The sequence below is a fragment of the Caballeronia sp. KNU42 genome (genome assembly GCF_053760385.1).
In genome coordinates this window covers 1,085,336-1,099,758 of the sequence record NZ_CM132390.1, presented here as the reverse complement: position 1 = coordinate 1,099,758, position 14,423 = coordinate 1,085,336, and the positions used below count along the sequence as shown (strand labels likewise).

Genomic DNA, 14,423 nt, shown 5'->3' with positions numbered 1-14,423 from the left:
GTGCTCGCGCAGCGGCGCGTGCCGCGCATGTTCTACGATTACGCCGATAGCGGCTCGTGGACCGAGAGTACCTACCGGGCCAATGAAAGCGACTTCCAGCGTATCAAGCTGCGTCAGCGCGTAGCGGTCAACATGGCGGGCCGCAGCACTCGCACGGAAATGGTGGGGCAAGAGGTCGCCATGCCGGTGGCGCTCGCCCCCACGGGATTGACAGGCATGCAACATGCCGATGGCGAGATTCTCGCGGCGCGCGCGGCGGAGAAGTTCGGTGTCCCGTTCACCTTGTCCACCATGAGCATCTGCTCGATCGAGGACGTGGCGGCACACACCAGCAAACCGTTCTGGTTCCAGCTCTACATGATGCGCGACCGCGACTTCATCGTGCGGCTGATCGAGCGCGCACGAGCCGCGAAGTGCAGCGCCCTGATGCTCACGCTCGACTTGCAGATCCTCGGTCAGCGGCACAAGGACATCAAGAACGGGCTGTCGGCGCCGCCCAAACTGACACTTCCAAACCTCGTGAACCTCGCGACGAAACCACGCTGGTGCCTCGGCATGCTGGGGACCAAGCGGCGCAGTTTCGGCAACATCGTCGGTCATGCAAAGGGCGTGGGGGATCTCTCGTCCCTGAGCTCGTGGACCGCGGAACAATTCGATCCGGCCTTAAGCTGGGCCGATGTCGAGTGGGTCAAGAAGCTGTGGGGCGGCAAGCTCATCCTGAAGGGGATCATGGATCTGGAAGACGCACGCCTTGCCGCCGACAGCGGCGCCGACGCAATGATCGTCTCCAACCATGGCGGCCGCCAGCTCGACGGCGCACCATCGTCCATCTCCGCGCTACCCGCGATTGCGAGCGAGGTGGGCAATCGCATTGAAGTGTGGGTGGATGGCGGCATCCGCAGCGGACAGGACGTGCTGAAGGCCGTGGCGCTGGGTGCGAAGGGCACGCTGATCGGCCGCAGTTTCCTGTACGGGCTGGGCGCGATGGGTGAGGCCGGGGTCGAGCGATGCCTGCAGATCATCCACAAGGAACTCGACATCAGCATGGCCTTTTGCGGTCACACCGACATCCGGCGCGTCAACGATCAGATCCTGTTGCCCGGGACCTTTTGAAAGCATGGTGCGACTACCAACGCATGCCTCCGGCCGCTGGACGTTCGTGAATGTCGAACAGGCCGAAGCCGGAGCTGCTCACGCCGCGGCTATCGCATTCCGCCAGACCCATCCAGCACTGCGCGCGAGTTCGTCCCTCGCGCGATCAACCACTTTCAACTGCCCGAAATATCGAAATCAAAGTAGCGCCGCTCGATTTTTCGATAGGTGCCGTCCTTCACCATCGAGTCGATCGCGTGGTCGAGTTTCGTGCGCAACGCGGTATCGTCCTTGCGCACGCCAATGCCCGCTCCCTTGCCCAAGGTCTTCGCATCGCTCACAGGGTCTCCGACGAACGCAAAACCCTTGCCTCGCGGCGTCTTGAGAAACCCCTCGCTGCCGGCAAGCATGTCGGTCAGGGTGACATCGATACGGCCGGCCAGCAGGTCCGTGAACACCTGCTCCTGATTTGCATACGACACCACCTCGATCCCAGCCGGCGCCCAGTTCGCTTTCGCGTAGGCCTCTTGTGTGGAACCCTGTGCCACACCAACCTTCTTGCCCTGCAACGATGCCACCGTCGGCTTGATATCCACCCCCTCTTTCCCGATCAGCCGGCTAGGCGTATTGAACAGCGGCACGGAAAACGCAACCTGTTCCTCGCGCTTCGGCGTGATCGACATGGCGGACAGGATGGCATCGAACTTGCGGCCCTGCAGCGCCGGAATGATGCCGTCGAAACCCGTTTCGACCCAGACGCATTTGACATCGAGCCGCTTGCAGATTTCATTGCCCAGGTCGATCTCGAAGCCGACCAATTGTCCCGATGGCGCCTTCGATTCGAACGGCGCATAAGTCGGGTCAACGCCAAAGCGCAGTTCGCCTGCGTCTTTCGCTTGCACGCAGAACGCGGCGAGTAACATCGCCATACCAGCCAGTAGCTTTTTCATGAATGCTCCAGTTCGACGGGATAGCCGCATCGTTGGATGCGTTACCGGCCAAGGTTGATAAAACCGCTTGTAAAGTGGGGTTATGCAATAGGCGCTGCCCGATGCTCAGTCGCTAGGCTGCCTGCAGCGCCAGGAGCCCACGCTCAAAAATCTGCCGCGTGCGTAGCTGGGTCAATTCGCGCCAGTCCCGATCCGCGGGGTAGAAATGTTCCGCCAGCGCCGCCTTGATGCGGCGTCCCGTTTCGTCTTCAGGATCACCGTACAGATGCAGCCAGTGATCGTCTCTTAGCGCCCGATGTCCGCGGCCACTGTCGTAAGTCCCGCACTCGATAACCAACTGCATCAGGTCAGTGCCGGGCAATGAATCCAGCAACGCCTGTGACGTATATCCGGTTGCAGTCGCCGCGATTCCTGAATCGGTCGTGGCAGCGGGTCCGGTGATGACCGTGTAGAGCCATGGGCCGAAAACCGACTGTGACCTGGCAAGCGCCGGATAGCTTTCCTGCGCCACCGCCATCAACATGGCATGTCCGAACGCGCCTGCTCCGGTATGCAGGTCGAAACACATTGCTGTGCGCGCGCCTTCCATGAATCGCTTCGCGATAGCGCGCAAGGTCTGGTTGCTCCAGGTCGCCTGCTGGCCGCCGAAGAAAATGCCATCGGCATGGGCGTACTGCCCCGCCTCGACAATGCTCATTACCGTGGCGAGGCCCAGTCTTTCGATCTCATCTGCGAACCGTTTGTCCGCACGGCGGCGATCGGGACCGTCAAGGTCGCGGCACAAATAGACAGAGTGAAAATCCTCATAACGCGCGTTGTCCGGCAGCGGCTCGTCAAACGCGACGTAGTTCCGGTTGAGGTCGACGTTATCCTCGTTCACTCGACGCAACCAGGCCGTGCCCCAGGGATTGATCAGGTGCACCATGATCACGCAGACGTCAGTTGGCAGCACGCATTTTTGCAATGATTGCAGGAATGCGATCTGAGATTCAGAGCCGTAATACCCTTCAATGCCATGCGTACCAGAGATGACGATGAACCGCTTGGGCGCAAGCGGATCGCCGATCACCGCTACGTCGGTGGCGAGCGTTTCGCGGCGGGGACCGCGCATTGGATGCTCGAACTCCGTGAGCCCGGCGCCGGCGGCACGCGCGGCTTCAATAAAACGCTCGCGCTGGACGGTAAAACCAGGGGTTTCAATAAAATGCCTGTTCATGTTTTCGTTCCAAAATTTATCGTCGCTGGCGGTAGACTGGTTCGCTTTGCTAAGCGATTTGCAGGGTGATAGCAGTCGACGGTCTCGCACAACACAGCAGCACTTCGCCTTTGCGTGGTTCATCGAGCGGTTGCTCGAAGTACTCGACCGTACCGTCGATCAACTGGCTGGCACAGCACCCGCACAATCCTGCGCGGCAACTGAACGGCGGTTTGAAGCCCTCAGCTTCCGCAAAATCCAGCAATGAATGACATGACGGGTTCCATGCAATGGTCTTGCCGGAGGGCGCAAAACAAACCGTAGGCGCGGACGTTTCCAATGCGACCGAAGGCTCGGGCGAAGACGGCACGTTGATCTCATCCGAACCAAGCTCGGAGGCAGGCCCGAAGAACTCGTGCCGGATGCGGGATTTATCGATACCGAGGCTGCGTAGCAATCTAAAATTCATCTGCATGAAGCGCGTTGGGCCGCACAGATAAACGTCGTAGTCGTCGAGCGGCAGCAAGCGTTGCAGGGTCTCGCGCGTGATCACGCCGTGGCTGTCGAAGTGCTGCCCGGCGACATCCGACGCTTCAGGCCTGCGATAACAGATGTGCGTCAGGACATCCTCCCTGCTCGTCCGCAAGCGCGCCACTTCATCCTTGAATGCGTGCATGGTCCCGTTTTCGCATGCGTGGATGAAATACACGCGACGCCGCGAGGTCGCACACAAGCGATGCAACATGCTGAGCATCGGCGTCACGCCAACACCAGCGCTTAACAACACAACGGGACGATCGCTAAGCTCATCAAGTACAAACGCACCGGCTGGGCCGGCAACATCAAGCGTAGCGCCCGCTTCGATAACCCCGTGCAGATGGCTCGATACCCGCCCCTCAGGCAGTTCACCCCGATCCGGCGGCGCCAGTTGATGCTTGACCGATATACGCCAGCGTGTTCGGTCTGCAGGGTCACCGGACAGGCTGTAATGGCGCTGCAAGGGCTGCCCGTCCGACCCGGTGAGACGCACTTGAACAAATTGTCCCGGCAGGAAAGCCGGCAGCCGAGCACCGTCCGGCGCTTCAAGCACGAACGATTTGATGACGCTGCTTTCCTGCTGCACGCAGGCTACGCGCATCCGCTTGAACCCTCGCGGTTCTGTTGTCTCTTGCATGGCTATCGGACGGTGTCGAGCGCTGCAGGTTCGGGAGCTTGCGTCTCGGCTTCGATCAGCCGTTGCAGGCTGCGTCGAAAGCGCAGCGGCCCGGCGTCGAGCGGCAGGTCGAGATTAGGCGTTCGCTTGTTCGCCATGCCCGCATGGACTGCGCTCAGGATCACGCGGTCCTCTTCGAACGCATGACGGACGTCTTCGTTGAACTGACGCGACACGTTTTCATCGCGTTGATCGAAGTTGCGCATCTGGAACCAGAAATAGCGCGTGTTCGATTCATCGATCGGCGTCATGAAGTTGTACGAGTTCATCAGGAAGACATGCTCGTGCAGCGGACCTTCGTCGTGACCCGTGCCTGCCGGCGTGAAGACCGCCTTGATGATCGCGTGCGAAGGAAAGCGCACCTCGTAGTGCTGTTTGCGGTCGCAGCGTCCCGAGAATTTCACGAAGCGCGCATAGAAGGGCGCCACGTCCACGTCTCGCATCCAGCGCGACACGACGATGCCGTCATCGCTCACCGTCGTTTTCAGCGGCTCGGATTCGCATGCTGCGTTGCCAAACGAAGACGGGTGAACCCATGCGACATGTGACGGATCAAGCAAGTTGTCCGTCACATACAGATAGTTGCACGCGACCGTCATGGCGTCGCCCTGGTTCATGCCCCAGGCAGGATCGTCCCACTCCTCAACCACGAAAATAGTGTCCGCATTCGCTTCTTGCGGCGAGCCCATCCAGATCCAGACCAGGCCGTAACGCTCCTCAACGGGGTAGCTGCGAACGCGTGCGGCCGGTGGAATCCTCGCCATGCCCGGTGCTCGCACGCAGGCGCCTGAGCAATCAAATGTAAGGCCGTGGTAACCGCATTCAATCTGGCCGTCCTTCAGGCGTCCCATCGACAAAGGCAGTTTCCGGTGCGCACACGCGTCCTCCAGCGCAGCCACCGCGCCGTCAGGTTTGCGATATAAAACCACCGGCTCGCCAAGCAGCATCACGGGATGCAGGCCGTCGGTTATCTCGCTGCTCCAGGCCGCCACGTACCACGCGTTTCTTAAGAACATTGCCCTCTCCGTTCTATTCATCCAATCCGTTGCTTCAATACCTCTGCCTTAGCTTAGGAACTCAAAATTGAAAAGAACAGAGGGTTAAATCTGCCGTATCGTTTAGAATTTCTAAAACGACTTGGATCACGACCCGCTAGCCATGGACACACTCCCGCCGTTAAGAGCGCTGCAGGTATTCGACACTTTGGGCCGTTGCGGGGGCGTGGTTGAGACAGCGCGCCGGCTCGGCGTTTCGCCGGGTGCGGTCAGCCAGCAGATCAAGATCCTGGAAGATTCGTTAGGCATGCGGCTGCTGGCGAAAGAAGGCAAGCGGCTTCGTCTGACGGCCGCGGGCGTGCGTTATCACGAGACCTGCGCGGCGGCGTTCGAAAGCCTGCGGGTGGCGGGCGCCGAGATCGAGCGTGTCAGGAACAGGCGCAGCTTGAGCGTGAGCGCGTTGCCGTCGCTGCTGTCAAAGTGGCTTGCACCGCGCATCTACGAGTGGCAAAGCGCTCACCCCGAACTGGATGTGTATCTGGACGGCACGCATTCGGAGCCGTCGCCAGATGGCCCCGAGATCGACTTCCGTATCACCTACGGCGAGCGTATCGATCATGCGGGCACGACGGTCGAACTCTTTCGCGACAGCGTCGTGCCCGTATGCAGCCCTCGGTTGCTCAACTCCGGGCAGCCATTGGTCAAGCTGGAGCAGATCCTCGCTTATCCGTTGCTGTCGATAGACTGGTTTCCCAAGTTCTCCTCGCCGCCGTCCTGGCGCGAATGGTTTGCAGCCAGGGGCATTGATTGTCCCGAGGACATGCGCGTCAATCGCCTGGTGTTCTCGTTGTCAGGGCTCGCGATACAGGCCGCTATTGAAGGTCATGGGTTCGTGCTTGCGCAGACGTCGATGATCGTTGACGACCTGACGGCGGGCCGCCTTGTGTTGCCGTTTCCTGTCGGGGTGGCACTACCCTCGCCCTATTTCCTGACCTGGCAGGCCAGCACTTTCGACCAGCCGCACTGCCGCGTTTTCCATCGCTGGATACTCACGCGCAGCCGCGAACAGCAAGCGGTCAACGATCGAATGCTCGGTGCGGGCTGAGCGCTGCCCGCGACCTTCCCGGGCGCCCTACATGCCGCCCATGAATTGTCCGAGGCAATACTTTCCATACACGCGGCAATGGCCGGTGACGGCAAAGTGTTTTTCAACGCTGACGTGCGACTGCGCCGACACGTGAATCAGGTTGGGAGTGAACGAGCGCGTAACGGGATTGAGAATGGCGAATAGCAGAAGAACCAGGAGCCCTATCAGGCGACGCGCGAGGCTAATTGTGCGGCGGAGCTGATTTTGGTCCATCGCCAATCCTTCGTCGGCTATTGCATTGATTGCGCGCTTCAACGGTCCCGATGCACTCACGATGAAACACGTCAGCCCACCAGGATCGAATAGAGTGGACATGGCGCCGTCGTAACTAACGAAGCGACGGAGCCACGCCCGCGCATTGCTCTTAGTGCAACCAGATCATCTGCACGACCTTTACCACCACCAGCCCGACCGCCACGATCAGGTAACCGCGCAGCACGCCCATCCAGATCCGCTTTGTCAGCGTGAGGTTCGGCGGCGGCAACTGATCCAGCGGCGGCATGCGCCACGTGTCGCGTGTTTCCCGCGCTTCCCGCGCTTCCCGCGTTCCCTTCAGGTAGCGCTGCCCGGAACGCCCTGGCGCGCCGTCCGATACGTCATGACCAGGCTTGCGAAAGACCACCATGGCCAGATACCCCACTACGGCCAACGCCGTTCCACCGCCCAGCACTTCAAGAATGGTCTCGCCGGTGATGTCCGGGTACACAACGGATGCCGTCAGGATAATCGACAGCATCACCAGGACCCAGATAACAGCGCCCGTGAAAACGTTAAGCTTCTTCGAGTTGGCCCACGGTCCCAGCACCGCTTTGTCGTTGCACAATAACAGCAGAAAAACCGTTGCGCTAGGCAACAAAACGCCCGCGAGTGTTTGAACGGCTTCCGTCAGCAGTCCAAGCGGGCTGCCGGGAATGAGCACGAGTGCCGCGGCAGCCGCCACGATGCCGAAATAAACCAGATAGAAACCTTTTGCATCCGACACGCCACGGTGCAGCGAGTGACGAATCTTGAATACATCGCCAATGGCATAGGCCGTCGACAGCGAGACCGCAGCAGCACCAATGATGCATGCGTCAAGCAGGGCCACGGCGAACAGCGTGGCGCTCGTGCGTCCCGCGTATTTGCTCAGGCCCGCGATCACGCCACCGGCATCGGTGAAGTTGCCGAACTCGGGCTTGCCGGCGTACAGCTCGGCGCAAAAGGACATCATGGCCACGCCGCCGATCAACACGAAGACAATGCCTATCCACAGGTCGGCTTTCTCATATTTCATGAAACGCGGCGTAATGCGCTTGTCAATTACATAGCTCTGCTGGAAGAACAATTGCCACGGTGCGACGGTAGTGCCGACAATGCCGATCACGAGCAACATCACATCGCTCAGCTTGGAGTGCGCCGGCCAGGTCGGCACGAAGAAGTTGCTTGCGATCTGCGATGCGGGCGGGTGGATCGACACCAGCACCGGAACCAGCAGCAGGCTCAACAGGCATAGACCAATCGCGAACCGCTCGAAACGCCTGAAGTTTCCCGTACTGACGGCCGCCATGGTGAGCGCCGCGGCAATGCATACACCGAGTATTTTGGGAATGCCAAAGAAATCGAGCACAAACGTGATGCCGATAAATTCGGTCACGATAGTAAGCGCGTTGAGAATGAACAGGTCGATGACGCTAAATGCACCCCAGAACTTTCCAAAGCGTTCGAAGATCAGGCGGGCGTGGCCGACTCCGGTAACGGCTCCCAGGCGCAGCACCATTTCCTGGTTGACGAATAAAACCGGAACCAGCAGCAGCAAGGTCCAGAGCAACGTCGTGCCGTAGTTCTGACCCGCTTGTGTATAGGTGCCGAAAGCGCCGGCGTCGTTATCGCCAACCATCACGATCAGGCCGGGGCCGAGAATGGCCAGGAGCGTGCGGATGCGTGCCCACCAATTGGTGCGTGCGCCAGTGTCATGTTGGGCGATTGTGCCGAGCGCGCCCTTGATGTCGCCAACGTGGGCGTCATCGAGCACCGCGCTGCGTGGTGGTAGAACCTGAGATACGGTGGACATTTTTATTTTTCCCGAAAGCGTGATGGCTAATAGTTGGGCGCCGTGCTTACCCCGTGCACGAACGACGTGAGTCATCCCTTGATGAAGTTCAGGATCAAGTTCAGAAGACTCCGGACGGTGTACGTGGAAACGTTAATCAGGCGCGAAACACGAATGTGCGCAATGCGCGCCATGCATTGGCGCAACGATGCCGGCTGGTGGAGTCCAGCGACAGCATGGTGTTGTAATGAAGACGTGATTCCTGGACGTGCGGAAGGTGCGAGACGAGCAAACCGAAGTTCATGATGCTTCTCCGACAATGTGGCTTTTCAATGAATGGAAAGCCAGCAGACCGGAGTTCGGGCACGCGGTGCGCGTGTCGAAAGGAATCTACTCGCCTTCCCTGGCAAAAGTGAAAGTGCTGCGGCGTAAGGGATAACTGTCACTGTCCGGCATGGAGGCTCCTTATTGCGTATGCACGCACGTCGTCATCCGCACGACGCGCCTTTCCAGCGGCAAGGCGCGAGCGGAACCAGTCGCGAGGGTCAGCTCGCAACGCGTTTTGTATGGACGCAGGAAACCCTGGCGTCAATACGCTTGTTTCAAGGGTGCACGGAGTATTTACTGCGGCGCGCACCGTCTGCCTGCTGGCAAGACGGCGGCTAGGGAATCAAGCGCGAACGTCCTGCCTGTCAGGCAGAGAAAAACTTCGAAGGTCGACTACTACAACTGTCCAAGGCATTAGCCCCGCTTGTGACGATTCCCGGATTCTAGGCGCGCGTTAAATATCAAGTCAACTCCATTCGTTAAGCAGAGCAGAAATAGTTTTGATGCGTTGCTGATGCGTCGCTATTCACATCGCCCGGGCGTCATTTTTTGAATTGGCGGCAATGTACGCGTAAGCACACTGAAATAATTTCCCGGCTAGTCCAGGCTTGTTCCTGACCTGGCGGAAATGCGGAAGAGAAGGCTTTCTTACTCAATGCATGACGTGGTTTTCTTGCTGCATTTTTACTTGCCAATGCGTTTGCGCCGAGAATACAATCCGCCCGTCTCATCTTAAGGAGTCCCCTCGTGGACACATCCCCTGGTAGTGGAAGTTCGATGCCGGCCAGCGCCGGCGAAGCATCCGCGAGATAGCGTCACAGGAATACTCCTTAGCCGCTAACTCGCCTTGTCGGGTTAGCGCGCTTCATTCACGACCGGCTTTACGTCCGTAAGCCCGTCCGTCTGCAGCACGCTCCCTTTTGTCCGATCGCTCTTTGCAAGTTCACTTGCAAAGCCGCGTCATGTCTTTGCACGTCGCTCGATTCAGTCGGGCTGGACGGGAGTCTGCTCATGTTTGTCGTTTCGCTTATCTCGCGCATCGGTCCGGTATTACGGCCGTCACAGCGCTTGTTCATTCTTAACCCGTCCTCGGGGCAGGCTGAGCGTTGCCTGGCGACGCCGGCCAACGCGCGCATCCGCCGCTTCTGCGCCAACGTAATTCGCGCGATGCCGCGCAAAGCGGGTCACGTCGGTGGCTCGCTCACGCCGACGGTCTGCCTGCTCATTGTTTTGACCGTAGCAGCCATTGTTATCGCAGGCGCTTTATCCGCTAGCTCAGTGGGCGACGAGCTCGGACGCGCAGTGCGTTTGAGCTGGTGGTTTGCCTGAGCGCGGCCGCAGCACGTACTCAACCCTTTGACCGTTCTTTTAACTTTCATCGAGAAAAAAATGTAGATCGTCAAACCATCTATCTCTCCACAGACCATGAAAAAAAATCTTAAGAAATCGCCTTCGAGTTTTCTCGAAGCATCGACGCGAACGTTCTACACCGCGCAAGCGCCACTTCTCTCGAGCAGGGCACGCTCGAGTGTCCGCAACGGGGTTTCGCTATTGCTGTCGTTAGGCGCGTTGTCCACCGCTGTCGCACAGACGAGTGTCGACGCACCGGGCACAAGCGCGCCCGACGCACAAGCCGCCGGGACGCAAGCCGCACCCGCGCCGACCGGGCTCTGGGACCGCTCGACATTGTTCGGGGATATGGGCGGGCTGCGTCCATGGCTGGGTAACTATGGCACCACCCTCAGCGTGCAGGAGACCAGCGAATACCTGCGCAACCTGTCCGGTGGCGTGTCGCGTGAAGGCGCCTACGACGGGCTGACCCAGGCGAGCGTCCAGATCGATACATCGAAGGCCTTCGGCCTGCCGGGTGGTACGTTCAATGTCTCCAGCTTGCAAATTCATGGTCGCAACCTGAGCCAGCACACGCTGCTCACGCTGCAGTCCGCAAGCGGCATAGAAGCGGATGCAAGCACTCGGCACCGTCGTCAATTTCTAGGCCGCATGCCGATCGCAATGCGCTACCTCAACTCATATACCCGAGATGCTCGGCCAGGATCACCGATCCGATAACCACAAGAATGAACCCGCCCGCAATCTCCGCGCGCTGCCCCACTGCCTTGCCGAGAAAACGTCCCACCATCACGCCCAGGGTCACCATGATCAGCGTCGCGAGTCCGATGGTCGCAGCCGTCGACAAGATGTTCACATCGATGAAAGCGAGTCCCGCGCCCACCGCCATCGCGTCGATACTGGTCGCGAATCCGGTGAGCGCCAGCAGCCAGAAACCGTGGCTGTCGGGCTTCTCGGCGTCCGGCGCGGGCGCGCGCAGGCCCGAGATGATCATGCGTGCGCCGAGCACGAGCAGCAGGCTGAATGCGATCCAGTGATCCCATGAAGCGACGTACGGAGCGGCCACCTTGCCGAGCGCCCAGCCGACCAGCGGCGTGATGGCTTCAATCACGCCGAAGATCAGGCCGGTGCGAAGCGCCTCGCGAATCCGCGGACGATGCAGTGTGGCACCCTTGCCGACCGCAGCGGCGAAGGCGTCCGTCGACATGGCGAAGGCGAGCAGGAGAGTGGAAGCAATATTCATGGGGATGTCAGGGTGTCGTTATGGCATTCAGGTCGGGCGAGAACATGCGATGCAGCGGCGAGCCCGACCGGTCTCCCCGCTACATCGATGGTCTTGCCAACCAAAAGCTAACGGCGGCTCATGCCACGGTTCGATCGAACCAAGCGTGTTGACATGAGCGCTTCCAGTGAATGGAAGCCGGCTACTCCCCAAAGACGGACAGGAGGCTACCACGATGGAAATGAATTTGTAAGCTTTTCCGGGGAAATTGAAAGGGCACTTCCTGACCGCTCCTTCCAGGTGCATTGATGCGAATCGAGGGTCCGCACCGGTCCACACAACGGACAAACCCGGATAATCTTGCGGGTCGGCAAAATGGTCACAAGAATTCAAGCCGATACAATGCGGCCAGCCAGGAATGGCGAGCCTCCCGATCGAACCTGCCGCGCGATGCCAAACCCGAAATTCAACCCGCTGCCTGAGCGTGCCCGCCCAACGCCGCACCGCGACCTGTGTCGCCGGTGCGGTCATTGCCTGCGCCGCCCGTGGCCGGCAGACCGCTCGCGATGAACCCTGCCCCTCCGCCCGCCGCAGGTTTGAGGAAGCGCCGCATCTGGCCTCGCTGGACGGCGGTCGGCATGGCCAGCGCGCTGTCCCGCCATCCGATGGTCGCGGGCGTCGCCGGCACCGTGGTCGCGGTACTGATGGCGAGCTTGTCCCTCGTGACGTTGTATCAGGGGCGCCAAGGCGTGCTCGACCACGCCCATGAAACATCGGCGAACCTGGTCGCCATCATTAGCAGCGACCTGGCCCGCAATGTCGAAATCGACAGTCTCTCCCTCAACGCGATGGTTGAGGGCGCGCAGAACCCGGCCATGCGGGAACTCTCGCCGGCCTTGCGCCGCCAGATCCTCTTCGATCGCGCAACCTCCGCCGCGTACATCACCGGCGCCTACGTGCTGGACGCGCGCGGCCTGGTCACCGAGGTGAGCAGGGACGGCCCCCTCCCGGCAGGCTCTTTCGCCGACCGTGAATATTTTTACGCCCAGCAACGCAGCGCCTCGACCGGCCTGTTTTTCTCGCATCCGTTCGCCTCACGCCAGCGCGGCATCCCCACAATCGGCTTGAGCCGGCGCGTCAACGCACCCGACGGCTCGTTCGCCGGGATCGCGCTGCTGGCGCTGAACGTCGCCTACTTCCACTCGTTGCTGGACAAGCTCAATGTGGGCGCCGAGGGGTCGATCTTCATCGTCCATGAGGACGGCACGATGATCGCCCGCAAGCCTTACCGCGACGACCTGCCCGGGCGCAGCGTCGCCAGTTCGCCCACCTTCGCGCGCATGGCGAACGCCATGTCGGGATCGTACTCGGCGGTCTCACCGGTCGACGGCGTGCGCCGCCTTTACACGTTCTCGCGGGTACCGGGTACCCCGTTCATCGTGGGCGTGGCGCCGGCGGAAGAGGACGTGCTGGAACCGTGGCGCGCACGCAGCCGCGTCGTCGGCGCGCTGACGCTGCTGTCCGGCCTGAGTTTCGTCGCGGTGTCGTGGCTGCTGGCGCTGTCGCTGCGCGAGCGCGCCCGCGCACAAGAGGAGCTCGTCCGGCTGGCCGGCACGGATGCCCTCACCGGCCTGCCGAACCGGCGCGCATTCGACGAACGCATGGACGACGAATGGCGCCGCGGGCGCCGCGCGGGCACGCCGTTGTCGGTGCTGTTCATCGACGTGGATTATTTCAAGTCCTACAACGACACCTACGGCCACGCACTTGGCGACAACGCGCTCGCCACCGTCGCGCACAGTATTGCCACGACTGTACGCCGTCCGGGCGATGTCCCCGCGCGCTACGGCGGCGAAGAGTTCGTCGTGCTGCTGCCCGATACACCCCAGGAAGGCGCGCGGCATATTGCAGAAACGATCCGGCAGCACGTGCTGGCCTGTGCGATCCCGCACCGGGCCAGCGCGTTCGGCGTCATTACAGTCAGCATTGGCTGCGCGACGGCGTCGCCGCCGGGCCTGGGCGGTCCGTATAGCCTGCTCGGCGCCGCCGACCAGCAGCTCTACAAAGCGAAGGCGGCAGGGCGCGACTGCGTCCGGCCGCTGGCCCACGCGGTGGCGCCGGTAGTCGCTTCCTGAGCGCGCCGGCAGGACCTCATTACTGGCCGAAAGCGCCCGAATCCGCTCCTGCGACCAAGCAAACACATGATTTGCAAGGATTTTTCTCGTCTGTATAATGCGACCTTCCCTTCCAAGGCCACTTCACCATGAGCAGACTCCTTTGGCTTGCTGCGCTGACGTTCGGCGCGATGCTAGGACCGATGCAGGGCGCGGTGGCTCAGGAACGTACTTCTGAACGTATTTCTGAACGTGCCCCGGAAGCCGCCCGGCAAGACGCAGCAGCCAGCGACGCCACCGCCGAGGCCACGCATCAGGTCTCACAGTTGATCTCCCAGAAGTTCGGCGTCGCGCGCGCCAAAGCGGAGCAGATTTCAGCCGCGGTCATGTCAGCGGCATCGAAATACTCGCTCCCTCCCGCCCTCCTCCTCGCCATCATCTCGGTTGAATCCCGCTTCAAGGAAAAGGCCCGCGGCGCCAATGGCGCAACCGGGCTGATGCAGGTCGTGCCGGCCGCGCACAAACAACTCGTGCGCCATATCGACCTGACCGAAGCAACGGCGAATATCGAAGCCGGATCGGCGATCCTTCACGGTTATGTCCAGTCTGCACAAGGCGATGTGGATGCAGCCCTGAAGAGCTACGGCGGTTCGAAAGCCTACGCGGAAAAGATCAGCCTGCGCGCCAAGGCGTTCGCTCCGCAATTCGGTTCCGGCGCCGATGCCAACGCCGACAGCAACGCCGAAACGACCGGCGATTGACTCCCGGCTTCAGCGCCCTGCAGTAATC

14 protein-coding genes, 1 pseudogene and 1 riboswitch are annotated in these 14,423 nt (G+C 60.8%); of the genes and pseudogenes, 6 read left to right on the top strand and 9 right to left on the bottom strand.

Annotation, left to right across the window (positions count from 1 at the left end):
• The first annotated feature begins 27 nt into the window (after positions 1–27).
• Positions 28–1,113, top strand: coding sequence for an alpha-hydroxy acid oxidase (locus tag ACSOSP_RS36110; RefSeq protein ID WP_455315344.1), 1,086 nt, complete (start codon positions 28–30; stop codon positions 1,111–1,113).
• Positions 1,114–1,268: 155 nt separating this feature from the next.
• Here the strand turns inward: ACSOSP_RS36110 and ACSOSP_RS36105 are convergent, their stop codons facing one another.
• The 4 genes from ACSOSP_RS36105 to ACSOSP_RS36090 form a co-directional block, all read right to left on the bottom strand.
• Entirely contained in the window at positions 1,269–2,042 is a 774-nt protein-coding gene (locus tag ACSOSP_RS36105; RefSeq protein WP_455313815.1) for an ABC transporter substrate-binding protein, read from the bottom strand.
• A 112-nt stretch (positions 2,043–2,154) separates the two neighbouring features.
• Positions 2,155–3,258: a DUF2817 domain-containing protein gene (locus ACSOSP_RS36100; protein WP_455313814.1), complete on the bottom strand. Its 1,104-nt coding sequence runs from the start codon at positions 3,256–3,258 to the stop codon at positions 2,155–2,157.
• Between the two features lie 49 nt (positions 3,259–3,307).
• On the bottom strand, positions 3,308–4,411 hold the full coding sequence (locus tag ACSOSP_RS36095; protein ID WP_455313813.1) for a 2Fe-2S iron-sulfur cluster-binding protein: 1,104 nt from the start codon (positions 4,409–4,411) through the stop codon (positions 3,308–3,310).
• A gap of 2 nt (positions 4,412–4,413) precedes the next feature.
• The gene (locus ACSOSP_RS36090) at positions 4,414–5,466 is read right to left on the bottom strand and encodes an aromatic ring-hydroxylating dioxygenase subunit alpha (RefSeq protein ID WP_455313812.1); all 1,053 of its coding nucleotides are present in this window, start codon (positions 5,464–5,466) and stop codon (positions 4,414–4,416) included.
• Positions 5,467–5,608: 142 nt separating this feature from the next.
• Here ACSOSP_RS36090 and ACSOSP_RS36085 point away from each other — a divergent pair, with 142 nt between their 5' ends.
• The gene (locus ACSOSP_RS36085) at positions 5,609–6,550 is read left to right on the top strand and encodes a LysR substrate-binding domain-containing protein (RefSeq protein ID WP_455313811.1); all 942 of its coding nucleotides are present in this window, start codon (positions 5,609–5,611) and stop codon (positions 6,548–6,550) included.
• 27 nt (positions 6,551–6,577) lie between these two features.
• Here the strand turns inward: ACSOSP_RS36085 and ACSOSP_RS36080 are convergent, their stop codons facing one another.
• From ACSOSP_RS36080 to ACSOSP_RS36070, 3 genes are all read right to left on the bottom strand, one after another.
• Entirely contained in the window at positions 6,578–6,907 is a 330-nt protein-coding gene (locus ACSOSP_RS36080; RefSeq protein WP_455313810.1) for a hypothetical protein, read from the bottom strand.
• Positions 6,908–6,956: 49 nt separating this feature from the next.
• Complete coding sequence (locus ACSOSP_RS36075; protein WP_455313809.1) at positions 6,957–8,642, bottom strand: NRAMP family divalent metal transporter; 1,686 nt, start codon at positions 8,640–8,642, stop codon at positions 6,957–6,959.
• Between the two features lie 136 nt (positions 8,643–8,778).
• Positions 8,779–8,925 carry a hypothetical protein gene (locus ACSOSP_RS36070; RefSeq protein ID WP_455313808.1) on the bottom strand — a complete coding sequence of 49 codons (147 nt, stop codon included), beginning with the start codon at positions 8,923–8,925 and terminating at the stop codon, positions 8,779–8,781.
• 1,034 nt (positions 8,926–9,959) lie between these two features.
• Between ACSOSP_RS36070 and ACSOSP_RS36065 the strand changes: the two genes are divergently transcribed.
• Together ACSOSP_RS36065 and ACSOSP_RS36060 are read left to right on the top strand one after the other, a co-directional pair.
• Positions 9,960–10,277: a hypothetical protein gene (locus ACSOSP_RS36065; RefSeq protein ID WP_455313807.1), complete on the top strand. Its 318-nt coding sequence runs from the start codon at positions 9,960–9,962 to the stop codon at positions 10,275–10,277.
• Positions 10,278–10,499: 222 nt separating this feature from the next.
• Positions 10,500–10,925: pseudogene (locus tag ACSOSP_RS36060) on the top strand (carbohydrate porin); the annotation flags it as partial.
• A gap of 46 nt (positions 10,926–10,971) precedes the next feature.
• Here ACSOSP_RS36060 and mntP read toward each other — a convergent pair.
• The gene (gene mntP, locus ACSOSP_RS36055; protein ID WP_455313806.1) at positions 10,972–11,541 is read right to left on the bottom strand and encodes a manganese efflux pump MntP; all 570 of its coding nucleotides are present in this window, start codon (positions 11,539–11,541) and stop codon (positions 10,972–10,974) included.
• Positions 11,542–11,606: 65 nt separating this feature from the next.
• A riboswitch (yybP-ykoY riboswitch) is annotated at positions 11,607–11,743 on the bottom strand.
• Between the two features lie 243 nt (positions 11,744–11,986).
• Positions 11,987–12,160: a hypothetical protein gene (locus ACSOSP_RS36050; RefSeq protein ID WP_455313805.1), complete on the bottom strand. Its 174-nt coding sequence runs from the start codon at positions 12,158–12,160 to the stop codon at positions 11,987–11,989.
• Between ACSOSP_RS36050 and ACSOSP_RS36045 the strand changes: the two genes are divergently transcribed.
• Positions 12,159–13,655: a sensor domain-containing diguanylate cyclase gene (locus tag ACSOSP_RS36045; RefSeq protein ID WP_455313804.1), complete on the top strand. Its 1,497-nt coding sequence runs from the start codon at positions 12,159–12,161 to the stop codon at positions 13,653–13,655. The two genes, ACSOSP_RS36050 and ACSOSP_RS36045, sit on opposite strands and share 2 nt — an antisense overlap.
• Positions 13,656–13,783: 128 nt before the next feature.
• Complete coding sequence (locus ACSOSP_RS36040; RefSeq protein ID WP_455313803.1) at positions 13,784–14,395, top strand: transglycosylase SLT domain-containing protein; 612 nt, start codon at positions 13,784–13,786, stop codon at positions 14,393–14,395.
• The last annotated feature ends 28 nt before the right edge of the window (positions 14,396–14,423 follow it).

Coding starts and splice junctions, on each gene's coding strand:
- ACSOSP_RS36110 (WP_455315344.1), top strand. CDS start 28: ATGTTCTACGATTACGCCGATAGCGGCTCGTGGACCGAGAGTACCTAC.
- ACSOSP_RS36105 (WP_455313815.1), bottom strand. CDS start 2,042: ATGAAAAAGCTACTGGCTGGTATGGCGATGTTACTCGCCGCGTTCTGC.
- ACSOSP_RS36100 (WP_455313814.1), bottom strand. CDS start 3,258: ATGAACAGGCATTTTATTGAAACCCCTGGTTTTACCGTCCAGCGCGAG.
- ACSOSP_RS36095 (WP_455313813.1), bottom strand. CDS start 4,411: ATGCAAGAGACAACAGAACCGCGAGGGTTCAAGCGGATGCGCGTAGCC.
- ACSOSP_RS36090 (WP_455313812.1), bottom strand. CDS start 5,466: ATGTTCTTAAGAAACGCGTGGTACGTGGCGGCCTGGAGCAGCGAGATA.
- ACSOSP_RS36085 (WP_455313811.1), top strand. CDS start 5,609: ATGGACACACTCCCGCCGTTAAGAGCGCTGCAGGTATTCGACACTTTG.
- ACSOSP_RS36080 (WP_455313810.1), bottom strand. CDS start 6,907: ATGTCCACTCTATTCGATCCTGGTGGGCTGACGTGTTTCATCGTGAGT.
- ACSOSP_RS36075 (WP_455313809.1), bottom strand. CDS start 8,642: ATGTCCACCGTATCTCAGGTTCTACCACCACGCAGCGCGGTGCTCGAT.
- ACSOSP_RS36070 (WP_455313808.1), bottom strand. CDS start 8,925: ATGAACTTCGGTTTGCTCGTCTCGCACCTTCCGCACGTCCAGGAATCA.
- ACSOSP_RS36065 (WP_455313807.1), top strand. CDS start 9,960: ATGTTTGTCGTTTCGCTTATCTCGCGCATCGGTCCGGTATTACGGCCG.
- mntP (WP_455313806.1), bottom strand. CDS start 11,541: ATGAATATTGCTTCCACTCTCCTGCTCGCCTTCGCCATGTCGACGGAC.
- ACSOSP_RS36045 (WP_455313804.1), top strand. CDS start 12,159: ATGGCCAGCGCGCTGTCCCGCCATCCGATGGTCGCGGGCGTCGCCGGC.
- ACSOSP_RS36050 (WP_455313805.1), bottom strand. CDS start 12,160: ATGCCGACCGCCGTCCAGCGAGGCCAGATGCGGCGCTTCCTCAAACCT.
- ACSOSP_RS36040 (WP_455313803.1), top strand. CDS start 13,784: ATGAGCAGACTCCTTTGGCTTGCTGCGCTGACGTTCGGCGCGATGCTA.